A 17,731-nucleotide genomic window follows, 5' to 3' on the forward strand; every position below is an offset into this window, starting at 1 on the left:
TGTGCCAGCGCCTTGGCTCCCTCAGCAAGCCTTAGGGAGAACAGGTCAGGTTTGCGGCATTGGTGACGCCGTTGTTTACCAGCAAGGTACAGGGACCGCTGATGACCTGACCGCTGGCTGGCGGAGTCATGGGGATACTCAAAGAACTCGGCTTAAGCAAGAAGGTCGAGTTGCCCGAGTAGGAGAAGTTCACCACCAGAGTGCTGTTCTGCTCAGCCGTGCAAGTATAGATTGCCGTCTGGTTGTCGCTGCTCGGCTTGTCTATCTGGCAAGTGGCCCCGGAGGTCGAGGTATTCATCGACAGGTTATTGAAGACATTTTTCTTGCAGGCGATAGGGGTCGGATCATTGTTCTTGGTTTTCTCCAGGCACTGTACCTTGCCTGTGACCGTCAGCAGAGGCTGCGTGACAATCCCAGAGTCAATCTTGACGGCCAACTCTGTACTGAGAGCCAGGCTCTGATCCCTTGGTGAAATCAGCGTAGCGGTAATCCCCGAGTTACCCTGATAAACGGTGGCCCTGACCTTCACGTTTTGCAGCACCTGGTTACTGTCCTTGGTGGATTTCTTGGCAACCAGATAACCACGGCTGTAACTGCCGAAGTAATAGTTATTGAGATCCACTATGGTATCGACCGGTTCATTGCTGACGGTGGCATAGTCGGTCACGGCCCCCCCGAGCTGGCCACTGAGCGGTGTCATGGACCACTCAGCCAACATGGTCAGGTTGATATCCTGAAATGGCACCTTGGCCAGATAACCAGTGACACTGGTGTCTATCCCGGTCAGATAGGTAGGATTCAGAACATCGACATATATTCCACGGGCAATCAGCTGGCGCGTGCCGGTATTGATCGTGATCCCCGTAACGGCGTCTCCACCAGGCGCAACGTTGGCAGGAATCTGAAGCCATGTGGGAAAATCACTTATCGCAGGCGCGCTCACCGTCGGGGTCGAGGTCCAGTTCAGGGTCTGTTTCTGCCAGTCGATATAAGCCTTGACCACATACTGGATGTAATTCTGGTAACTGACCTGATTCGCCGCCTTGGCCAAGAAATCCGAGGTAGTGACAATAACCTGGACCAGGTTCCAATCAGGGAGGGAGCGATAGTACCCATCCAGTCGCACAAACCGGCAAGCATCCACATAGGTGCCGCTGGCCGCTACGGACAGGGCGCTGTTATAGCGCTGCCTACTGGTATTGAGCGGTGCGTAGTAGCTGAGAAAACTTCCTCCCGAACCATCAAAATGATCTTTGCAGCAGCTTGTGCAGAGCGCTGGCTGATTATTGCCGCTGACTGTTCCGGTCTGCTTGGTCTGTTGTGCCCCTGTCTTCCAATAGAGCTGGCTGGTGGCAGTACTGTAGGGCTGGCCCGGCAGATAGGCACTCAAAGTGGAACCATAAGTGCAGGCGCAACTTACCGAGCTGATATCTTGCTGGATTTGCTGGGTATTTCCCTGGTTTGCAGGCTGGTAGGTCACTGTTTCAAACTGCACCTCCTTGCCGACAGTGTTGTTTTTGGCCACCACTGTTGGAGAAGGTTTGCTGGTTTCCTGTCTGCTGCCGTTGCCGAGATCGATTGAGATCACGTCCGGCGCAACCCCCGGGGTGTAATTGATCTTCGGCCCTGTCCGAGCTGTATCCAACCCCCCATTCAACTGTTCCACGGTCAATGATTCAGTGGGGGAGACATAACCCGTAAGCGCGACCGAGGTAGTCACCCCTTCGCTGTTGGTCCAGCTCACTGTGGTATTGATCTGCTTTCGCCCAGGGTAGTTCAGCAAATACCCTGCAGGAGCGGTGTTCTGCCATGCAGAAGTGGCTCCGTTCCAATATTGGTTGACCACAGTCCAGGCCAACGTGTAGCTGTCGCCAGACTGGCTCTTGGTCGTATTGCCACTCGCAATGGCCGTATAGGCAGTGAGCGGGGCCGTCGCCGTCACCAGACTGTTGAAGTTACGAAATTCCTCGATCTTGGATTCTGCGAGTCGCATGGCAATTTCATAACGCCGCCCATCCTGGGAGGCCGTCAGGGTCGACTTCGACAGCATCACCAGCCCGACCACCCCCACCCCCAGCACAACCAGGGTTACCAGTATCTCAAACAGGCCAAATCCTTTTTGCCGTTTCATTTACTTGTCCTCTACCAGTCGCGCCAGCTGCCAGGCACCTGTTTAAGAGTCTGGAAGGCGGCGCCTGTCTTGATATTGCTCAGCGCGGCCGCATCATACTTGGCATCATAGGTACCATTCGCCTTGCCCAGCTTGAAGTTGGCTGCCAAGGCACCATTGACTATGGCCCCACCGGTGAGCTTGATATCCGTGGTTACCGTAGCTGGATGTGAAGAGTACGCAAATACCAGCCCATATAATTGACGGTTACCATTGATGGTCAGGCTGCCATCCTTGATGATCAATACCACTGGAGCTGATTGAGTTCCAATATTGGAACCGGGATTACAATCGCCATTGACAATGACAAGCCCCGTCGTCGTCGGCCCCAGACCATTGCAATTATTGACTATCTGGTTGGCTCTTGACTCTATGTTGGCCCAGCCAGCGGCATCGTCATTCTCATTGAACAAATACCACACCAAGTCGGTTGGAAAATCGGGATCACTATCCTTGATATCCGACTGTTTATTGCCCGGCTGGCTGATGTTGGCACTGCAACCACCAGCGTAATCCCCCTGATGGCAGGTCTGGCCGGACCCCGTATTCAGATCTACATAATCATTGGTCCAGATGGAAAGTGGTACTCCGGGCCCCCCTCCATTGGGATTGGCAACAACGGTAAAGTTACCCCCGACCGCCATTCCCCCTGCGACAGTCAGAGGCGCGGCAGGTGTCCCTGCCAGCACGTTGCTTTGCACATATCGAGCCTCGACAGCCGCCTGCGCCTGGCTGTTGCTCAGGCTGGCCGCAGAGCGAATCCGGATAGGTGCGATGGGCGTGGTACTCCCGGCAACCACGGAAAAGGGAGTTATGCATTCAACCGTCAGGGTATAAGTCCCACCTGCACCTGATGGAGAAAACGAGTTGCCTGACCAGGCAGGGATAGAAGAGGGGCAAGACGCCCCTTCAGCAGATAGTCGGCCAAAACCATAGGAGAGCCCCTGCTCTGCCAATGCCATCACTTGACGATAGAGGGTTTCATTCAATGTGATGCGGCGATCCGCCACCAACAACTTGCCCACCAGCAGAGTGACCGCCAGCAGGATCAACAACAGGATCAGTGTGACGGTGAAAGTCGTAAAACCGGACTGGATTCTCATATCAGTATCCGTCATTGCGCAACTTGATATCACGCTGCAAGTTCAAGGTCAGCTCAGTATTGTCCTTGTAGCGGCCCGAAATGTTGAGTTGAATTGCCCTGGCACCGCTCACCTGACTGCTGGAAAGCAGACGATAAGTAAGCTGGGTTATTTCTATGGTGTTATCGGTCGAAATGAGGCTACCGCTATTACAAGTGGGACTGGCCCCCGTAGCGAGTTTGACTCCCTTATCTGTGCTGCTGTAACTATAAAGCCGAGTTTCCAAGCTGCTGGACGGGCTGTTGTTCAGCACACCGTTTTCATTGTCATCATAACTAATCCTGATGCAGCGATAGATGTTGGAACCTGTTGCGGTTTCATCCATCAGGTCGGTGCTCGCATCGAAATAGAAGGGGGATGGGAGTGCACCAGATGCCAATCGAGTCGAGGTAGCGGCACTGGCATCATAACCTGCCCGCTCGATATCGCGGGCCATCATGTCGGTGATCGCCTGAACCTCCTGATTGAGTCGACTCACCTTCATGGCCGTGCCATTTGCCCTGAGAATCGTCGCGAAAAGCGTCGTCACCGCAGCCACCAGTAGCAAGCCCGCCACCATGGAAACCATCAACTCCACCAGACTGAAGCCTGCATGTCGCCTCAACATGTCGGCACCCCGCTCACATTGCTGACGGCACAGGTACGAACCCGTCCAACATTGTTGGTAACGACCCGCATGGCGTAGCTACCGGATGAGATGGCAATGTTACCAGCCGTCAGCGTTCCTCTGCGAGGAGAAATATTGAGCGGCCTGATATTGGTCGCCGACTCACTGTAACTCGCCACCAGAGTGATACCGGGGAATTCGCTGGCATTCACCCCTTTCCGCCCCTCGATGCTGGAACAAGCATCGGCACAGCTATTGCAGCTACCGTCGATATGCACCCGGTAGCACCAGTTACTGGTACCACTATTGAATAGCAGCAGATTGAGCGTCTGATTGCGTTTGACCGCCTCGGATTTGAGCAACATGACATCGGTATAGATAGCCTGTGTGGCAGCCCTCACCATCTGCTCCTGCCGCAATGACTGATAGCTGGGCAAGGCAACGGCAAGCAGCAATGCAGCCACCGTCATTGCCAGTAACAGCTCAATCAGGGTGAAACCGGAAACACGTCCTGCTGTGCGCATCATTTAGCCCAAGACTCCTTTCTTTTTGCCCATGCCAGTAGAGCCCACCGTCAGTACTATTCTATAGTATCAAACCGTTTCCAGAGCGTGCCGCCCATGAGAACCAAACAATCAGGTATTACATTGCTGGAGCTGCTGGTTGTGGTGGCTGTCGTCGCCATCCTGGCGGCTGTAGCCTACCCGAGCTTTACCGATGGGTTGCATAAGTCTCGTCGCGCCGAGGCAATCAAGGGCCTGCTGAGCATGCAGCTCAAGCAGGAGGAATTTCGCATATCCAATACGAGTTATAGCGGAACACCAGCTCAAGTGGGTAACCCAACAAGCGATTACTACACCTTCACCATCTCTGGCGCTACCGCTACGGTTTATACCCTGATAGCCACAGCCAAAGGCAGCCAAAGCAATGATTCAGGCTGTACTACTCTGACCCTCAACAAGGCCGATACCAAGACGCCATCTGACTGTTGGAAGTAACTCACTGCGGACCAGTTACACCGAAGCCACAAGCTGATTCGACTGCGTAGTCAGTTTCGTGTTTTGGATCAATGAGTTAAATGATGTGGCCCCAGCGTCAGCTGGATAGACAAGAGTGCTATGGTGACCATCGGCTTGATGAGCGTGAAACCAAGGTGCGCAAACATCCTGTTATGCACAGTGCCAAGCCCTCCGTAAGTTCCATCCATGTTGGGGTCGGCATCAGGAAATGTCGAAATTTCAACCAGAACTATCGACATTGTTAATGGCAAAGCAGGCTTCAAACGAGAACACCCGCTGCTTTTATTATGGAAAACGAAACGCTAGTCACAAAAATGCCGGCGCTGGGCCGGCATTTCTATTAGAGGATACGAAGTTCGGGGGGGACCTCAAACACCACGTTTTCCTCGCGACCCGGATGTTCGGTCACTATCTTGCCCCCCAGCTCGCGCAGGCGACCAATGACGTTCTGTACCAGCACGTCGGGTGCAGAAGCCCCTGCCGTCACCCCGATACGTTCCACACCGTCCAGCCACTGTGTCTCAATCATGGAGGCATCATCGATGAGGTAGGCACGAGCCCCCACCTTCTCGGCCAGCTCCCGCAGGCGATTGGAGTTGGAGGAGTTGCGCGACCCCACCACCAGCATGGCATCCACCAGCCCGGCCATCTCCCGCACCGCGTCCTGACGGTTCTGGGTGGCGTAGCAGATGTCGTCCTTGCGCGGCCCCTGGATCTTGGGGAAGTGCGCACGCAAGGCATCGATGACGTCAGAAGTCTCATCCACGCTGAGGGTGGTCTGGGTGACGAAGCAGAGATCGTCCGGATTCTTCACCCGGAGTTTCGCCACATCCTCCGGCGTCTCTACCAGATACATGCCCCCCTCGGGATTTTCGTACTGGCCCATGGTACCGATCACCTCGGGGTGGCCGGCATGGCCGATGAGCACGGCCTCGGAGCCCTTGCGACTGGCGCGATGGACCTCCATGTGCACCTTGGTCACCAGCGGACAGGTGGCATCGAACACCTTGAGGGCGCGGGACTTGGCCATCTCGCGCACCGTCTTGGCCACGCCGTGGGCGGAGAAGATGACGATGCTGTCGTCCGGCACCTCGTCCAGCTCCTCGACGAAGACGGCGCCCGCCTCCTTCAGCTTGTTCACCACGTAGCGGTTGTGCACCACCTCGTGGCGGACATAGATGGGGGCACCGAACTTCTCCAGCGCGCTCTCGACGATGCTGATGGCCCGGTCGACACCGGCGCAGAAGCCACGGGGGTTAGCCAGCAGAATATCCATCAGTGAACCTTCTCCTCGTCATCAACCCCCAGGATCTCCACCTCGAAGGTGACGGTGTGACCGGCCAGGGGGTGGTTGAAATCGACCGTGACCGACATCCCTTCCACCGCCCGGATGATCCCGGGCAGCTCGCTGCCGTTGGGCTGGTCGAACAGTATGATGGTACCTACCTTGGGCTCTACATCGGCACCGAACTTGGCGCGGTCGAGATGGTAGATGTTATCGGGGTTGGAGAGGCCAAAGGCCTCTTCCGGCACCAGGGTGAAGCTCTTGCTCTCCCCTGCTCGCAACCCCAGCAGGCATTGCTCGAAGCTCGGCGTCAGACTGCCGTCTCCCATCCGCAGACGGGCCGGCTTGCCGTGCAGCGCCGTGCTGTCGGCCACCGAGCCGTCTTCCAGTTTGATAGAGAAGTGGAACAGCACGCTGCTGTCCGCAGCAATCGACTGGCTCATGAGGTCGCGTCCTGTTTTTTCTCGCCACGGAAGCCATCCAGCACGATCATGGCGGCACCGATGAAGATGAAGCTGTCCGCCAGGTTGAACGCCGGCCAGTGGGCACGCTGCCAGTAAAAGTCGAGGAAGTCGACCACATGGCCCAGCACCAGCCGGTCAAACACGTTGCCGAGCGCCCCGCCGATGATCAGGCTGTAGGCGATACCGCTCCAGCGCTGGGTCACCGACTGCTTGCGCAACCAATGGATCAGCAGACCGCAGATGGCAAACGCCAGCAGGGCGAAGAACCAGCGCTGCCAGCCCCCCTGATCGGCCAGGAAGCTGAAGGCCGCCCCCTTGTTGTAGACGTGGACCAGGTTGAAGAAGGGGGTGATCTCCACCCCCGGATAGCCAAACGGCAGCAGCTTGACCACGGCGAGCTTGCTCGCCTGGTCCAGTACGAAGGCCAGCACCGCCAGCCACAGCCAACGCAGGCCGGTTTTGTTGTTCATCTCGTTCTGAGTCATGTTCATCAGGCAAATTGACGCGTTTCGCCGTCACCCTCGACGTTGGTGACACAGCGGCCACAGATCTCTTCGTGACCCGCGATGGTGCCCACGTCTTCCACATGGTGCCAGCAGCGGTCGCACTTGGCGGCGGCAGACTGCGCCACGCAGAGCCACAGGTCGTCGCGCTCGGTCGCCACGGCCTCTGCCGGTGCGGCATCGACGCTGACCACCCTGGCCTTGGAGGTGAGCAGCACGAAGCGCAGCTCATCGGCCAGGGCGTTCAGGCGGGCAGCCAGTTCCGGCTTGGCGAACAGGGTCAGTTCGGCCTGCAGGGAGCCACCGATGCGCTTCTCCCCACGAGCCACTTCCAGCGCCTTGTTCACTTCACCGCGCACGGCGAGGATCTCGGCCCAGAACTCGTCGTTCAGCACTTCGCCCGCTTCCAGCCCGAACAGGCCGTCGTACCACTCCTCGGTGAAAACGAATTCGCCACGCTCACCTGGCAGCAGAGCCCAGATCTCGTCGGCGGTGAAGCTCATGATGGGCGCCATCCAGCGCACCATGGCCTCGGCGATATGATAGAGGGCAGTCTGGCAGGAGCGACGGGCCAGGCTGTCAGCCTTGGCGGTGTACTGACGGTCCTTGATGACGTCCAGATAGAAGGAACCCATCTCGATGGAGCAGAACTGCATCAGCTTCTGGGTCACGCCGTGGAAGTTGTACTCGTCGAACGCTGCCACAATCTCGGCCTGTACCGCCTTGGCACGGCCCACGGCCCAACGATCCACCACCACCATGTCGGCAGGTGCCACCATGTCGGTCGCTGGATTGAAGCCGTTGAGGTTGGCCAGCAGGAAGCGGGCGGTGTTGCGAATACGACGATAGGCGTCGGCCGAGCGCTTGAGGATCTCGTCGGAGACGGTCATCTCGCCGGTGTAGTCGGTGCTGGCGACCCACAGACGCAGGATGTCGGCCCCCAGCTTGTTCATCACGTCCTGCGGGCTGACCACGTTGCCGATGGACTTGGACATCTTGCGGCCCTGACCATCCACGGTGAAGCCGTGAGTCAGCACCTGGTTGTAGGGAGCCTTGTCTTTCATGGCGACGCCGATCATCAAGGAGGACATGAACCAGCCACGGTGCTGGTCAGAACCTTCCAGATACATGTCGGCCGGCTTGCCGTTGAACTCGGGACGGGCATCGACCACGGAGGCATGGGTAGAGCCGGAGTCGAACCAGACGTCCAGGGTGTCGGGCACCTTCTCGTAGTTGTCGGCGTCCGCGCCCAGCAGCTCGGCCTTGTCCAGATCCCACCAGGCCTGGATGCCGGACTGCTCGACCCGCTTGGCCACCTCTTCCATCAGGCGGACGGAATCCGGGTGCAGCTCCTGGGTATCCTTGTGAACGAACAGGGAGATGGGCACGCCCCAGGTACGCTGACGGGAGATGCACCAGTCGGGACGATTCTCGACCATGGCCTGAATGCGGTTCTTGCCCCAGGCCGGCACCCAGCCGCTCTGGCCGTGCTGGGCAATGCCCTCTTTCTCGATGCGCTCGATCTCTTCGAGGGCACGCTTGCGCAGACCCTTCTGCTCCATGCTGATGAACCACTGCGGGGTGGCACGGAAAATGATCGGGGTCTTGTGGCGCCAGCAGTGCGGGTAGGAGTGGTTGAACACCTTGTGGTGAAGCAGGGCGCCGCGCTCGGTCAGCACCTCGACCACGGAGGCGTTGGCCTTAAACACGTGCTGGCCGGCAAACAGCTCGGTATCCGGCAGATAGACGCCGTTGCTGCCAACCGGGTTGGCCACTTCCAGGCCGTACTTTTGACCGACCACGAAGTCTTCCTGACCGTGGCCAGGGGCGGTGTGCACCGCACCGGTACCGGCGTCCAGGGTGACATGGTCACCCAGCACCACGGGCACGTCGAAGTGGTAGAAGGGGTGGTTGAAGCGCAGCAGCTCGAGCGCCGCGCCCTTGGCGTAGCCCAGGTTGTGGAACTTCTCGATGCCGGCCCTGTCCATCACGTCCTTGACCAGCTCGGCGGCCAGGATCAGGCGCTCGGGATTGTCGCCCTCAACCTGCACCAGTGCGTAGTCGAGATCGGCATGCATGGCGATGGCGCGGTTGGCCGGCAGGGTCCAGGGGGTGGTGGTCCAGATCACGGCAGAGATCACGCCCTTGCCGGTGTGGCCTTCGGCGCAGTCAAACTTGGCGGCGACGGCAGCCTCGTCGACGGCCTTGAAGCGCACGTCGATGGAGGGGGAGTTCTTGTCGTAGTACTCCACTTCGGCCTCAGCCAGCGCGGAGCCGCAGTCGGTACACCAGTGCACCGGCTTGGAGCCCTTGTGCAGGTGGCCGTTGGCCACGATCTTCGCCATGGAGCGGATGATGTTGGCTTCAGTGCCGAAATCCATGGTCAGGTAGGGATGTTCCCAGTCACCCAGCACGCCCAGACGGATGAAGTCGGTCTTCTGCGCTTCGATCTGGGTCTTGGCGTATTTGCGGCACTCGGCGCGGAACTCGGCGGCGGAAACCTTCTCCCCCGGCTTGCCGACCATGCCTTCCACTTTCAGCTCGATGGGCAGACCGTGGCAATCCCAGCCCGGCACATAGGGGGAATCGAAGCCGGAGAGGCCCTTGGACTTGATGATGATGTCTTTGAGGATCTTGTTGACCGAGTGACCGATGTGAATGCTGCCGTTCGCATAGGGGGGGCCATCGTGCAGAATGAAAGAAGGCTTGCCCGCTTTGGCGCGGCGAATGGCGCCGTAAAGATCCTGATCGTACCAACGTTTCAGCATGTTGGGTTCGCGCTTGGCCAGATCGCCACGCATCGGAAACTCTGTTTCCGGCAGATTCAGGGTGTGTTTATAGTCGCTCATCAGTCCTGGGTTCCCTTCTTTTCTAAAAGAGTGCTGGGTAAATGAAATTGTGGCAGCCCGAACCAGGCTCGGGCCGCCAGGGCATCTCGTTCGATCTGCTCTTTCAAGGCGGTGAAAGAGTCAAACTTCTGCTCTTCGCGCAGCTTGTGGCGAAGCAGCACCTTGACCTGCTGACCATATAGATCACCAGAAAAATCAAATAGATGTACTTCCAATCTGGCTTGTGTACCGCTCAAGGTCGGCCGTACACCCACATTGGCGACACCGGGGAAAGTCTTGCCGGAACATATCACTTCCACCGCAAACACGCCACCGACCGGGACAACCTGGCGTTTGAGGGCCAGATTCGCGGTGGGAAAACCTATGGTGCGCCCCAGCTTGTCACCATGGGCCACCCGGCCGCTGATGGCATAGGGGCGACCGAGCATCAGCTCCACCTCCGCCATGCGACCCGCTTTGAGGGCCTCGCGCACCAGGGTACTGCTGACCCGCTGGCGGGAAAGCTGGAAACTCTGGGTGCTGATCACCTCGAACCCGAAGCGCCGACCGGCCTCCTCCAGCAGGTGGAAGTCCCCTTCCCGCCCCTTGCCGAAGCGAAAGTCGTCGCCGACCACCAGATAGTGCACGCCGAGTTTCTCCACCAGCAGTTGCTCGATGAAGGTGCTGGCTGCCTGCTCGGCAAAACGATGGGTGAAACGCACGCAGAGCATGCGATCGATCTGCATTCCCTTGAGAGCTTCGTACTTCTCCCGCCAACGGCTGAGGCGGGCGGGCGCGGCACTGCCCGCAAACAGCTCCAGCGGCTGGGGTTCAAACAACATGACGCAGGCCGGCAGGCCAAGTTGGGCGGCCTTCTCCTGCAAACGGGCCAACACCGCGTGGTGCCCCTGATGAACCCCATCGAAGTTGCCTATGGTCAATACACAGCCCCGGTGACGGGGCTTGATATTGTGAATGCCGCGAATAAGCTCCATCAGTGCCTTGTGCGTTGCTGCCATGGAAATCGGCGGATTATATATCAGGCAGCAGGCAGGGTCAGCCCTGCCGTTGACCCGATTTAGCCATCCCGCCCGCTTCTCGGACTCGGCCAGGAGCATCGCACCTCGTTGGCGGGTCAACCCGACAGCCCCTGAGACCGCTCCCCTATCTCCCCTGTACTGTCCCCATCCCTTGCAGCTAGCTCCTTATTGCTGATCGGCTCTCAGGTGACGTGGCCGGATCCCCAATGCCAAGAGGACAATGCCGTACAGTGCTCCGCCCAGGCAGAGCAGCAGGGTCAACTCCAGGCTGGCCTTGCCCATGCTCCAGGCCCCCCATTGGGGGAGATCCGGTGATAGATAGACCAGAAGCCCCCCCATCAAGACCGTTGCCGCCAAGAGCTTGAGGCAGAACAGCCCGGTGTTGCGGGAAGGGCGATAAACATCCTGCTGATAGAGCCCCTTGAACAGCAGTACGGCATTCAGGGTGCCGGAGCAGGCGGTCGCCAGCGCCAGCCCGACGTAGCCGAGCGGATAGATGAAAATAAGGTTGCACACCATGTTGGCTACCATGGCCATGATGCCGATACGCACCGGCGTCCTGGTGTCCTGGCGGGCGTAATAACCGGGGGCCAGTACCTTGATGAGCATCAAGGAGAGCAGCCCCGTAGTGGAGGCCAGCAGGCTGGCACTCGACATGCTCACCTCGTGCAGACCGAACTCACCGCGCATGAAAAGCACCCGCAGTATGGGCTCGCGCAGCACGGCGATGCCGACCATGGCTGGCAAGCCGAGCAACATCACCATGCGCACCCCCCAATCCATGGTGCGAGAAAAATCAGCCGGATCCGCATCCACGTGTTTCCTGGCCAGGGCAGGCAGGATCACCGTGCTGATGGCCACCGCAAAGAGGCCGAGGGGAAACTCCAGCAACCTGTCCGAGTAATAGAGATAGCTGATGGCACCGGTAGCCAGAAACGAGGCCAGCATGGTGTTGATCAGCAGGTTGATCTGGCTGACCGACACACCGAACAGGGCCGGGATCATCAGGGTACGGATCTTCACCACCCCGGGATGGTGCCAACCCCACTTGGGCCAGACCAGCATGTTGAGCTGGCGCAGAAAAGGATACTGGAACAAAAACTGGACCAGACCGCCGAGGAAGACACCGATCGCCAGGGAGATTTCGGGGCGCTCCATCAAGGGCGCGATCCACCAGGCCGCCGCAATCATGGTGATGTTGAGGAATACCGGCGTGAAGGAGGACACGGCAAAACGGCCAAAGGTATTGAGAATGGCCCCCGCCATGGCGGTGAAGGTGATGAACCAGAGGTAGGGGAAGGTGATCTTGAGCATCAGACTGGCCAGCTCGAACTTCTCCGCCGCCGGTCCGCCATGCAGCCAGTCCCAGAACCAGCCCCAGCCAAAGAGAGCCGTCAGGACACCGGAACCCAGCACCCCGAGCAGAGTGACAACGGTGACGATGCCACCCAGGGTGCCCGCCACCGCCGCCAGCAGCTCCCGAACCGCCTGCTCGTCACCGTTTTTCTTGTACTCCGTCATCACGGGCACGAAGGCCTGGTTGAATGCCCCTTCGGCAAAGAGCCGGCGCAAGAAGTTGGGAATGCGATTGGCGAAGAAGAAGACGTCTGCGGCCACCCCGGCACCGAGCAAATTGGCGATGACCACATCGCGCACCAAGCCCATCACACGGGATGCCAACGTCATTCCGGACACAATCATGCCGGATTTGATCAATTTCTTACTCAAGACGAGGCCTCTGGAACTGTCGGAAAGAAAAGAATGCTGTTAGAATCGGCCGACAGTTTAACCGTCTCCCATCTGACACACCACCGGGGGGCGGTGTTTATTTGCACAAATCATTTGACAATATGTGGTTGGGAAGGCATATTTCCGGGCCTTTTCAATACACTCGCTAAGACAGTTTTAGGAGTTTTACCTTGGCTAACATCAAATCTGCTAAGAAGCGTGCTCTTCAGTCAGAGAAACGTCGTCAGCACAACGCCAGCCGTCGTTCCATGACCCGTACCTACCTGAAGAAAGTGATCGCTGCCATCGCCTCTGGTGACAAGGCTGCTGCCACTGCCGCTTTCGCTGTTGCTCAGCCGATCATGGATCGTATGGCGACCAAAGGCCTGATCCACAAGAACAAAGCTGCTCGTCACAAGAGCCGCCTGTCTGCCCAGATCAAAGCCATGGCTTAATCAGCATCCGCTGATGAAAGCTGAAAAAACCGGCCTAGTGCCGGTTTTTTATTTGGGGTCGCTACAGTACAGTCTGTGCAACAGTCCGATCATCTCACGCACTTCATGGCTGCGCAGGGAATAATAGACCGTCTGGGCCTCCTTCCTCGTCGCCACCAGCTCATCCCGGCGCAACACCGCCAGATGCTGCGACATGGCTGACTGACTCAATCCCAATACCTCGTTCAGCTCGCCGACCGACAGCTCTCTATCCAGCAACTGGCACAAGATAAACAGCCGCCGTTCATTGGCCAATGCCTTGAGCAGGGTGACGGCACGCCCGGCATTCGCTTCCATTTCTTCCAATTGCATCTCACCCTCCTCTTCCAAGACAGGCATCATAGCGCCGTCACCGTCGATTTAAAACGAGAGGCTTGCTGGCTGAATGGCCGTGAAATCCTCCTGCCCCGCAAAGAGGAAGGAGAAATCACTTTCGCATACCCGCTTGACCGCAGGATGTTGGATCATCCGCTCGGCAAAGATGACGTAATACTCCTCCATCAGATCCTGGGTTTCACCTAGCAGCATCACCTCCTCCCCCTCCAGGATCTCTTCTCGATAGATGGTCGGAGCCATGAAGATGCCCTGGTTGAAGAAACCGAACGCCTTCATCAGCGCCGCATCGTCGAATTCTCCCAGAATGCTGGGGGAAATTCCCTGCTGCTCGAACCACTGGGTCAGTTGACGACCCATGGCGGTACGGCGGCCCGGGATGAGCAACTTGCGCTCTTCCAGGCAAGCAGGGAAAGGCTGGGAGGGCAGAGGCGCCTTGCAGAAGAAACTGACGCCGCATCCCCCCAGGCGCTTGGACAGCAACCCGGCATGCTGGCTGGAGTCCACCGGGCAGTCAGAGAGGATCATGTCGAGCTTGTGCTCGCTCAACTGCTCCAGGAGCAGTTCATGGGTCGACTCGAAGCAGCGCAGGTGAATGGAACCGTCATTGGGGATCACGGAGAGCAGTACCCGGCTGGCAAGACGCTTGGAGAGTGCATCGGCGATGCCGACGTCGAACAGGATCTGGCTCTCCTTGCGGTAATTGACGATATCCAGCATCTCGTAGGAGAGGCTGAACATCTTGTCAGCATAGCGAAACACCAGTTGGCCAAGCTCGGTGGCCTCAAGGGAGCGCCCCTTTCTGATCAGCAACTTGCCGCCAAGACGCTGCTCAAGCAGTTTGATCTGACCGGTCACGGTCTGCGGAGTCAAAAAGAGGGCTTCCGCCGCCTGCGTGACGGAGCCCTTCTTCTGAGTCATCCAAAAATAGTAGAGATGGTTGTAGTTAATGTGTGACATAGCACCGCAATCCCATGATATTCAATGAATCGTAAGGGTTATAAAGTGGCACTAGAGGCCATAATCAGATGTTGCGCCGCCATTTTGCCGCCATTGCTCCAGCGGATTAAGCCGGGCAGCCTCTTCCAGATGGTCGGGGGCGAAGTGGGCATAGCGCATCGTGTCACGGATGTTCGCATGACCCAGGATTTTCTGGAGAACCAGAATGTTGCCGCCGTTCATCATGAAGTGGCTGGCAAAGGTATGCCGCAAAACATGGGTGAGCTGCCCATCCGGTAACTCGATCCCGGTCGTCTTCAACGCCCGCCCGAAATCCAGATAGCAGGGAGTAAACAAGCACCCACCTTTCACGCCAGACATCAACTCATCGTAAAGCACCGGGCTGATCGGCACCGTCCGGTTTTTATTGCCCTTGGTGTTGGTATAAGTGATCCGGTACGGGGTCACCTGCGAAGTGGTCAGCGCCTCCGCCTCTCGCCAACGTGCACCAGTCGCCAAACAGATCTTGATGATGAGAGCCAAGTCTGGGTTGGGATACTGCTGGGCAGCATGGAGGAGTTCAGCAATCTGCCCCGGCAGTAAGAAGGTCATCTCAGAGTCGGGCGTCTTGATGCTTGTCGTCATTTGCAACGGGTGGGCATGTTGCCACTCCCCCAACCGGATAAGCTCACCAAACACGGCTTTGAGAAATGCCAGCTCCTGATTGACCGTTCGGGCGGTGATCGCCTTTTTGGCTCCCACATTCCAACCGTTGTCTATCTCGCCAGCCATTCGCTTGGCCCGATAGTGCGCCCACATCGAGGGGGTGATGTCGATCGCCTTGGGGTTGCCCATTCCGTTGCAGATGATCTGCAGCTTGGCCAAGCGAACCTCACTGCGTTTTAGGGTCTGGCCGTGCAACTTGTACCAGAGGCCGATTAGCTCCTGCAGGGTACGATGCTCCTTCGCATCCTTCCCAAGCCAGGGCTTGGCCTGATGCTCATCCAGGATGAATCGCTCCCAGGCCAGCGCCTCCCCCTTGGTGACGAAGCGCTTGCGTTTGCGGGGTCCGGAACGCCCCTGAGGGTAGACCTCAACCAACCAGGGATTGGCTGAACCATCGGAAAGTTTACGAACAGTCATAGGGGCACAAATAGAAAAGGCGCCAAGCGCCTTAGTGAATCACAGCCAGCCGAAGCCTTTAGCCATTAGACCAGCCAAACCAAGCGTGACTGTTATGATCGCCCCGAACAACAGCCGAAAATCTGCGCGCATTTCAGCCCGGACTTGCTTGAATTCTTCTGAGACAGACTTGAAGCCATCCTGCATCTCAGAACGAACCAGTTTGAATTCCTCAGATACAGATTTGAATTCTTCAGACACAGATTTGGAGTCTTCAGCAGACTCAGCACGAAAGGCCTTGAGGTCTGATTTCAGTTCGGCAATGTCCCGCTTGATGTACTCGACATCAGACTCGAGGCGAGCTACTCGTTCTAGCACGTTATTATCTCCCCCATCACCACCTGTTGGTGTATTGCCTGAGTCTACAGGACTGCGGGACCGATGCGCAAAATTACCGCGAACCACGTTATTCACTCCCCTCTCCCTGTACAGGCAACGAGTTATCAGAGCCCCATTGGGTGTGGCTTCTATCAGGAGCGATCCATTCGGCATTGATGAGCAACATGGTGCCGCAATGCTCACAGGTCAACGGAAACACCACTTCCTGACTACCACCCAAGGCAGAAGGCAGCACGTGAGGAACGACCAAAGGAACATCTTCAGCAGCAGGCGCGGACGTGCCGAGCGAATGCTTGTACATCAGTGGCAATGAAAACTCGGCGTTGTTACACAGCGCACACCGTGGCGTGATGCCTAGTCCGTCAAAATAGGCATGCAGATTGTCTTGCGTCACCGCTCTGAATCGCGCGGGTATCTTGAGATGAGACATAGGCAGTTCCTAATTCCACGCCCGTTATCGTTTTAAAAAAGCACGGTGCTCGATGACCGTGGCAATGATGCTGATAGGGCACACATCTGAACGCATGACCGGGTAGTCATCATTAAGCGGGGTCAGCTCGAACACCTCTTGGCCTGCATCGTTGTAGCCGCGCGGGCGATATTTCTTGAATGTCGCTTCTTCACTGCCGTTCTTGGCGATCACATAGTCACCCGGTTTTGGCACCACGTCGGGGTCAGCGATTAGCAGGTCCCCTTCGGTGAAGCGGGGCTCCATCGAGTTACCACGCACCCACAGACCAAAGCCACAGGGACCGATCTCGACGCTGGCGCTCACGAACTCGACATTGCCGTCAAAGCCGCTGGCCTGTTCGCACATCTCCCGCCAGTTACCTGCCTGGACATAGCTCAGGATCGGCACCCGATTCCCTTGCGGGATCACTGTCGGTTCGACGTTTGATTGCTCGGGCGAGCCTTTGCCCGTTGATAGCCAGTGAGCCGATACCCCAAACGCTTTTGCAAGTGCCACGAGATTATCGCCACTTGGCGCGTACTCACCCTGCTCCCATTGCGAAATAGATGCCTTATTGACACCAACTAACTCACCCAACTTTTGTTGGGTAAGGCCATGTTTTTTCCGAAGTTCTTTGATGCGTTCGCTTTTCATGGTTAAGGAATATAAACCATATGAGGTTGTGAATGCTTGACACACCTAGTTGTGAAAGCTTAACCTTTGGCTTGTTTGGAAATCACAACAAGTTAAGCAATCTACACACCGAGGTGTGACTATGAAAACAAACTATGCCGTCGAATATTTCGGCTCCAAGGTGGCCCTTGCTAGAGCCCTAGGTATTCACAAGGCGGCCGTATCCCAGTGGGGAGAAAACGTGCCAAAAGGCCGCGCCTACCAGATCGAGGTGCTGACCGGCGGCCAGCTGAAAGCCAATCCCACCCAGTCCACTCCTGCTAGCTCTGCACAGTAAGGGCCACACCATGACGCCATCCATCGCTGTTTACACCTTCCCGGTTTGCTCCAAGGAAAAGTTCGCCGAACTGGCCGGTTTCACCGAGGACTTGGTCCAGACCATGATCGAGGACGGTCGTCTGCCCATCCTGCCAAAAACCGGGCTGAGACAAAAAGTGCTCATCAATTTGGAGGCGCTGCGCCTGCAGTGCCAAGCCTCGGCACTTGTCTCTCGTTGAGTCTCTGTCATTCAAGG

General features: G+C 57.4%; 20 protein-coding genes. 4 read left to right on the plus strand and 16 right to left on the minus strand.

Features of this window, described 5'->3' with window-relative positions; all coding sequences use genetic code 11:
* Positions 1-31 precede the first annotated feature (31 nt).
* The 4 genes from J9892_RS07215 to J9892_RS07230 are packed head-to-tail and all read right to left on the minus strand — an operon-like array spanning position 32 to position 4,443.
* Positions 32-2,131, minus strand: coding sequence for a prepilin-type N-terminal cleavage/methylation domain-containing protein (locus J9892_RS07215; protein ID WP_109421808.1), 2,100 nt, complete (start codon positions 2,129-2,131; stop codon positions 32-34).
* An 11-nt stretch (positions 2,132-2,142) separates the two neighbouring features.
* Positions 2,143-3,273: a PilX N-terminal domain-containing pilus assembly protein gene (locus J9892_RS07220; RefSeq protein WP_113979012.1), complete on the minus strand. Its 1,131-nt coding sequence runs from the start codon at positions 3,271-3,273 to the stop codon at positions 2,143-2,145.
* 1 nt (position 3,274) lies between these two features.
* Positions 3,275-3,919 carry a prepilin-type N-terminal cleavage/methylation domain-containing protein gene (locus J9892_RS07225; RefSeq protein WP_109421807.1) on the minus strand — a complete coding sequence of 215 codons (645 nt, stop codon included), beginning with the start codon at positions 3,917-3,919 and terminating at the stop codon, positions 3,275-3,277.
* Positions 3,913-4,443: a GspH/FimT family pseudopilin gene (locus tag J9892_RS07230; protein WP_109421816.1), complete on the minus strand. Its 531-nt coding sequence runs from the start codon at positions 4,441-4,443 to the stop codon at positions 3,913-3,915. The genes J9892_RS07225 and J9892_RS07230 overlap by 7 nt, the downstream gene beginning before the upstream one ends.
* Positions 4,444-4,539: 96 nt before the next feature.
* On the opposite strand from J9892_RS07230, the gene J9892_RS07235 reads away from it, so the two are divergent.
* Positions 4,540-4,917, plus strand: a complete 378-nt coding sequence (locus tag J9892_RS07235; RefSeq protein ID WP_171864922.1) for a type IV pilin protein — start codon at positions 4,540-4,542, stop codon at positions 4,915-4,917.
* A 361-nt stretch (positions 4,918-5,278) separates the two neighbouring features.
* Here the strand turns inward: J9892_RS07235 and ispH are convergent, their stop codons facing one another.
* From ispH to murJ, 6 genes are all read right to left on the minus strand, one after another.
* Complete coding sequence (gene ispH, locus J9892_RS07240; RefSeq protein WP_210538132.1) at positions 5,279-6,214, minus strand: 4-hydroxy-3-methylbut-2-enyl diphosphate reductase; 936 nt, start codon at positions 6,212-6,214, stop codon at positions 5,279-5,281.
* A complete protein-coding gene (gene fkpB, locus J9892_RS07245) occupies positions 6,214-6,666 on the minus strand; it encodes an FKBP-type peptidyl-prolyl cis-trans isomerase (RefSeq protein ID WP_042079281.1) in 453 nt (150 codons plus the stop codon). The genes ispH and fkpB overlap by 1 nt, the downstream gene beginning before the upstream one ends.
* Complete coding sequence (lspA, locus tag J9892_RS07250) at positions 6,663-7,178, minus strand: signal peptidase II (protein WP_042079282.1); 516 nt, start codon at positions 7,176-7,178, stop codon at positions 6,663-6,665. The genes fkpB and lspA overlap by 4 nt, the downstream gene beginning before the upstream one ends.
* Complete coding sequence (gene ileS, locus J9892_RS07255; protein WP_043153062.1) at positions 7,178-10,039, minus strand: isoleucine--tRNA ligase; 2,862 nt, start codon at positions 10,037-10,039, stop codon at positions 7,178-7,180. Before ileS ends, lspA begins: the two co-directional genes overlap by 1 nt.
* Positions 10,039-11,013 carry a bifunctional riboflavin kinase/FAD synthetase gene (gene ribF / locus J9892_RS07260; RefSeq protein ID WP_010673098.1) on the minus strand — a complete coding sequence of 325 codons (975 nt, stop codon included), beginning with the start codon at positions 11,011-11,013 and terminating at the stop codon, positions 10,039-10,041. Before ribF ends, ileS begins: the two co-directional genes overlap by 1 nt.
* 210 nt (positions 11,014-11,223) lie before the next feature.
* Positions 11,224-12,786, minus strand: coding sequence for a murein biosynthesis integral membrane protein MurJ (gene murJ, locus J9892_RS07265; RefSeq protein WP_210538133.1), 1,563 nt, complete (start codon positions 12,784-12,786; stop codon positions 11,224-11,226).
* Positions 12,787-12,977: 191 nt separating this feature from the next.
* Here murJ and rpsT point away from each other — a divergent pair, with 191 nt between their 5' ends.
* On the plus strand, positions 12,978-13,241 hold the full coding sequence (gene rpsT / locus J9892_RS07270; protein WP_005308808.1) for a 30S ribosomal protein S20: 264 nt from the start codon (positions 12,978-12,980) through the stop codon (positions 13,239-13,241).
* 48 nt (positions 13,242-13,289) lie between these two features.
* Here rpsT and J9892_RS07275 read toward each other — a convergent pair whose 3' ends face one another.
* From J9892_RS07275 to J9892_RS07300, 6 genes are read right to left on the minus strand one after another with little or no spacing between them, the layout of a single operon-like run.
* The gene (locus J9892_RS07275; RefSeq protein ID WP_029313781.1) at positions 13,290-13,592 is read right to left on the minus strand and encodes a metalloregulator ArsR/SmtB family transcription factor; all 303 of its coding nucleotides are present in this window, start codon (positions 13,590-13,592) and stop codon (positions 13,290-13,292) included.
* A gap of 48 nt (positions 13,593-13,640) precedes the next feature.
* Positions 13,641-14,573 (minus strand): transcriptional activator NhaR, encoded by a 933-nt coding sequence (nhaR, locus tag J9892_RS07280; protein WP_210538134.1) that lies wholly within the window; start codon positions 14,571-14,573, stop codon positions 13,641-13,643.
* Positions 14,574-14,624: 51 nt separating this feature from the next.
* Complete coding sequence (locus J9892_RS07285; RefSeq protein ID WP_210538135.1) at positions 14,625-15,695, minus strand: tyrosine-type recombinase/integrase; 1,071 nt, start codon at positions 15,693-15,695, stop codon at positions 14,625-14,627.
* A gap of 39 nt (positions 15,696-15,734) precedes the next feature.
* On the minus strand, positions 15,735-16,148 hold the full coding sequence (locus tag J9892_RS07290) for a hypothetical protein (RefSeq protein WP_210538136.1): 414 nt from the start codon (positions 16,146-16,148) through the stop codon (positions 15,735-15,737).
* Positions 16,141-16,503 carry a hypothetical protein gene (locus J9892_RS07295; protein WP_210538137.1) on the minus strand — a complete coding sequence of 121 codons (363 nt, stop codon included), beginning with the start codon at positions 16,501-16,503 and terminating at the stop codon, positions 16,141-16,143. Before J9892_RS07295 ends, J9892_RS07290 begins: the two co-directional genes overlap by 8 nt.
* Before the next feature lie 24 nt (positions 16,504-16,527).
* Positions 16,528-17,178, minus strand: coding sequence for a helix-turn-helix domain-containing protein (locus J9892_RS07300; RefSeq protein WP_210538138.1), 651 nt, complete (start codon positions 17,176-17,178; stop codon positions 16,528-16,530).
* Between the two features lie 121 nt (positions 17,179-17,299).
* Here J9892_RS07300 and J9892_RS07305 point away from each other — a divergent pair, with 121 nt between their 5' ends.
* Both J9892_RS07305 and J9892_RS07310 read left to right on the plus strand, forming a co-directional pair.
* Positions 17,300-17,494 carry a Cro/CI family transcriptional regulator gene (locus J9892_RS07305; RefSeq protein WP_210538139.1) on the plus strand — a complete coding sequence of 65 codons (195 nt, stop codon included), beginning with the start codon at positions 17,300-17,302 and terminating at the stop codon, positions 17,492-17,494.
* Between the two features lie 10 nt (positions 17,495-17,504).
* Positions 17,505-17,714: a Cro/Cl family transcriptional regulator gene (locus tag J9892_RS07310; RefSeq protein WP_210538140.1), complete on the plus strand. Its 210-nt coding sequence runs from the start codon at positions 17,505-17,507 to the stop codon at positions 17,712-17,714.
* The last annotated feature ends 17 nt before the right edge of the window (positions 17,715-17,731 follow it).

Origin of the sequence: Aeromonas sp. Prich7-2 (assembly GCF_017939255.1) — a bacterium.
Lineage (GTDB): Bacteria > Pseudomonadota > Gammaproteobacteria > Enterobacterales > Aeromonadaceae > Aeromonas > Aeromonas caviae.

Coding starts and splice junctions, on each gene's coding strand:
- ribF (WP_010673098.1), bottom strand. CDS start 11,013: ATGGAGCTTATTCGCGGCATTCACAATATCAAGCCCCGTCACCGGGGC.
- J9892_RS07275 (WP_029313781.1), bottom strand. CDS start 13,592: ATGCAATTGGAAGAAATGGAAGCGAATGCCGGGCGTGCCGTCACCCTG.
- lspA (WP_042079282.1), bottom strand. CDS start 7,178: ATGAACATGACTCAGAACGAGATGAACAACAAAACCGGCCTGCGTTGG.
- J9892_RS07295 (WP_210538137.1), bottom strand. CDS start 16,503: ATGTCTCATCTCAAGATACCCGCGCGATTCAGAGCGGTGACGCAAGAC.
- nhaR (WP_210538134.1), bottom strand. CDS start 14,573: ATGTCACACATTAACTACAACCATCTCTACTATTTTTGGATGACTCAG.
- J9892_RS07235 (WP_171864922.1), top strand. CDS start 4,540: ATGAGAACCAAACAATCAGGTATTACATTGCTGGAGCTGCTGGTTGTG.
- J9892_RS07285 (WP_210538135.1), bottom strand. CDS start 15,695: ATGACTGTTCGTAAACTTTCCGATGGTTCAGCCAATCCCTGGTTGGTT.
- J9892_RS07300 (WP_210538138.1), bottom strand. CDS start 17,178: ATGAAAAGCGAACGCATCAAAGAACTTCGGAAAAAACATGGCCTTACC.
- J9892_RS07230 (WP_109421816.1), bottom strand. CDS start 4,443: ATGCGCACAGCAGGACGTGTTTCCGGTTTCACCCTGATTGAGCTGTTA.
- fkpB (WP_042079281.1), bottom strand. CDS start 6,666: ATGAGCCAGTCGATTGCTGCGGACAGCAGCGTGCTGTTCCACTTCTCT.
- J9892_RS07215 (WP_109421808.1), bottom strand. CDS start 2,131: ATGAAACGGCAAAAAGGATTTGGCCTGTTTGAGATACTGGTAACCCTG.
- J9892_RS07225 (WP_109421807.1), bottom strand. CDS start 3,919: ATGTTGAGGCGACATGCAGGCTTCAGTCTGGTGGAGTTGATGGTTTCC.
- J9892_RS07220 (WP_113979012.1), bottom strand. CDS start 3,273: ATGAGAATCCAGTCCGGTTTTACGACTTTCACCGTCACACTGATCCTG.
- J9892_RS07310 (WP_210538140.1), top strand. CDS start 17,505: ATGACGCCATCCATCGCTGTTTACACCTTCCCGGTTTGCTCCAAGGAA.
- ispH (WP_210538132.1), bottom strand. CDS start 6,214: ATGGATATTCTGCTGGCTAACCCCCGTGGCTTCTGCGCCGGTGTCGAC.
- ileS (WP_043153062.1), bottom strand. CDS start 10,039: ATGAGCGACTATAAACACACCCTGAATCTGCCGGAAACAGAGTTTCCG.
- J9892_RS07305 (WP_210538139.1), top strand. CDS start 17,300: ATGAAAACAAACTATGCCGTCGAATATTTCGGCTCCAAGGTGGCCCTT.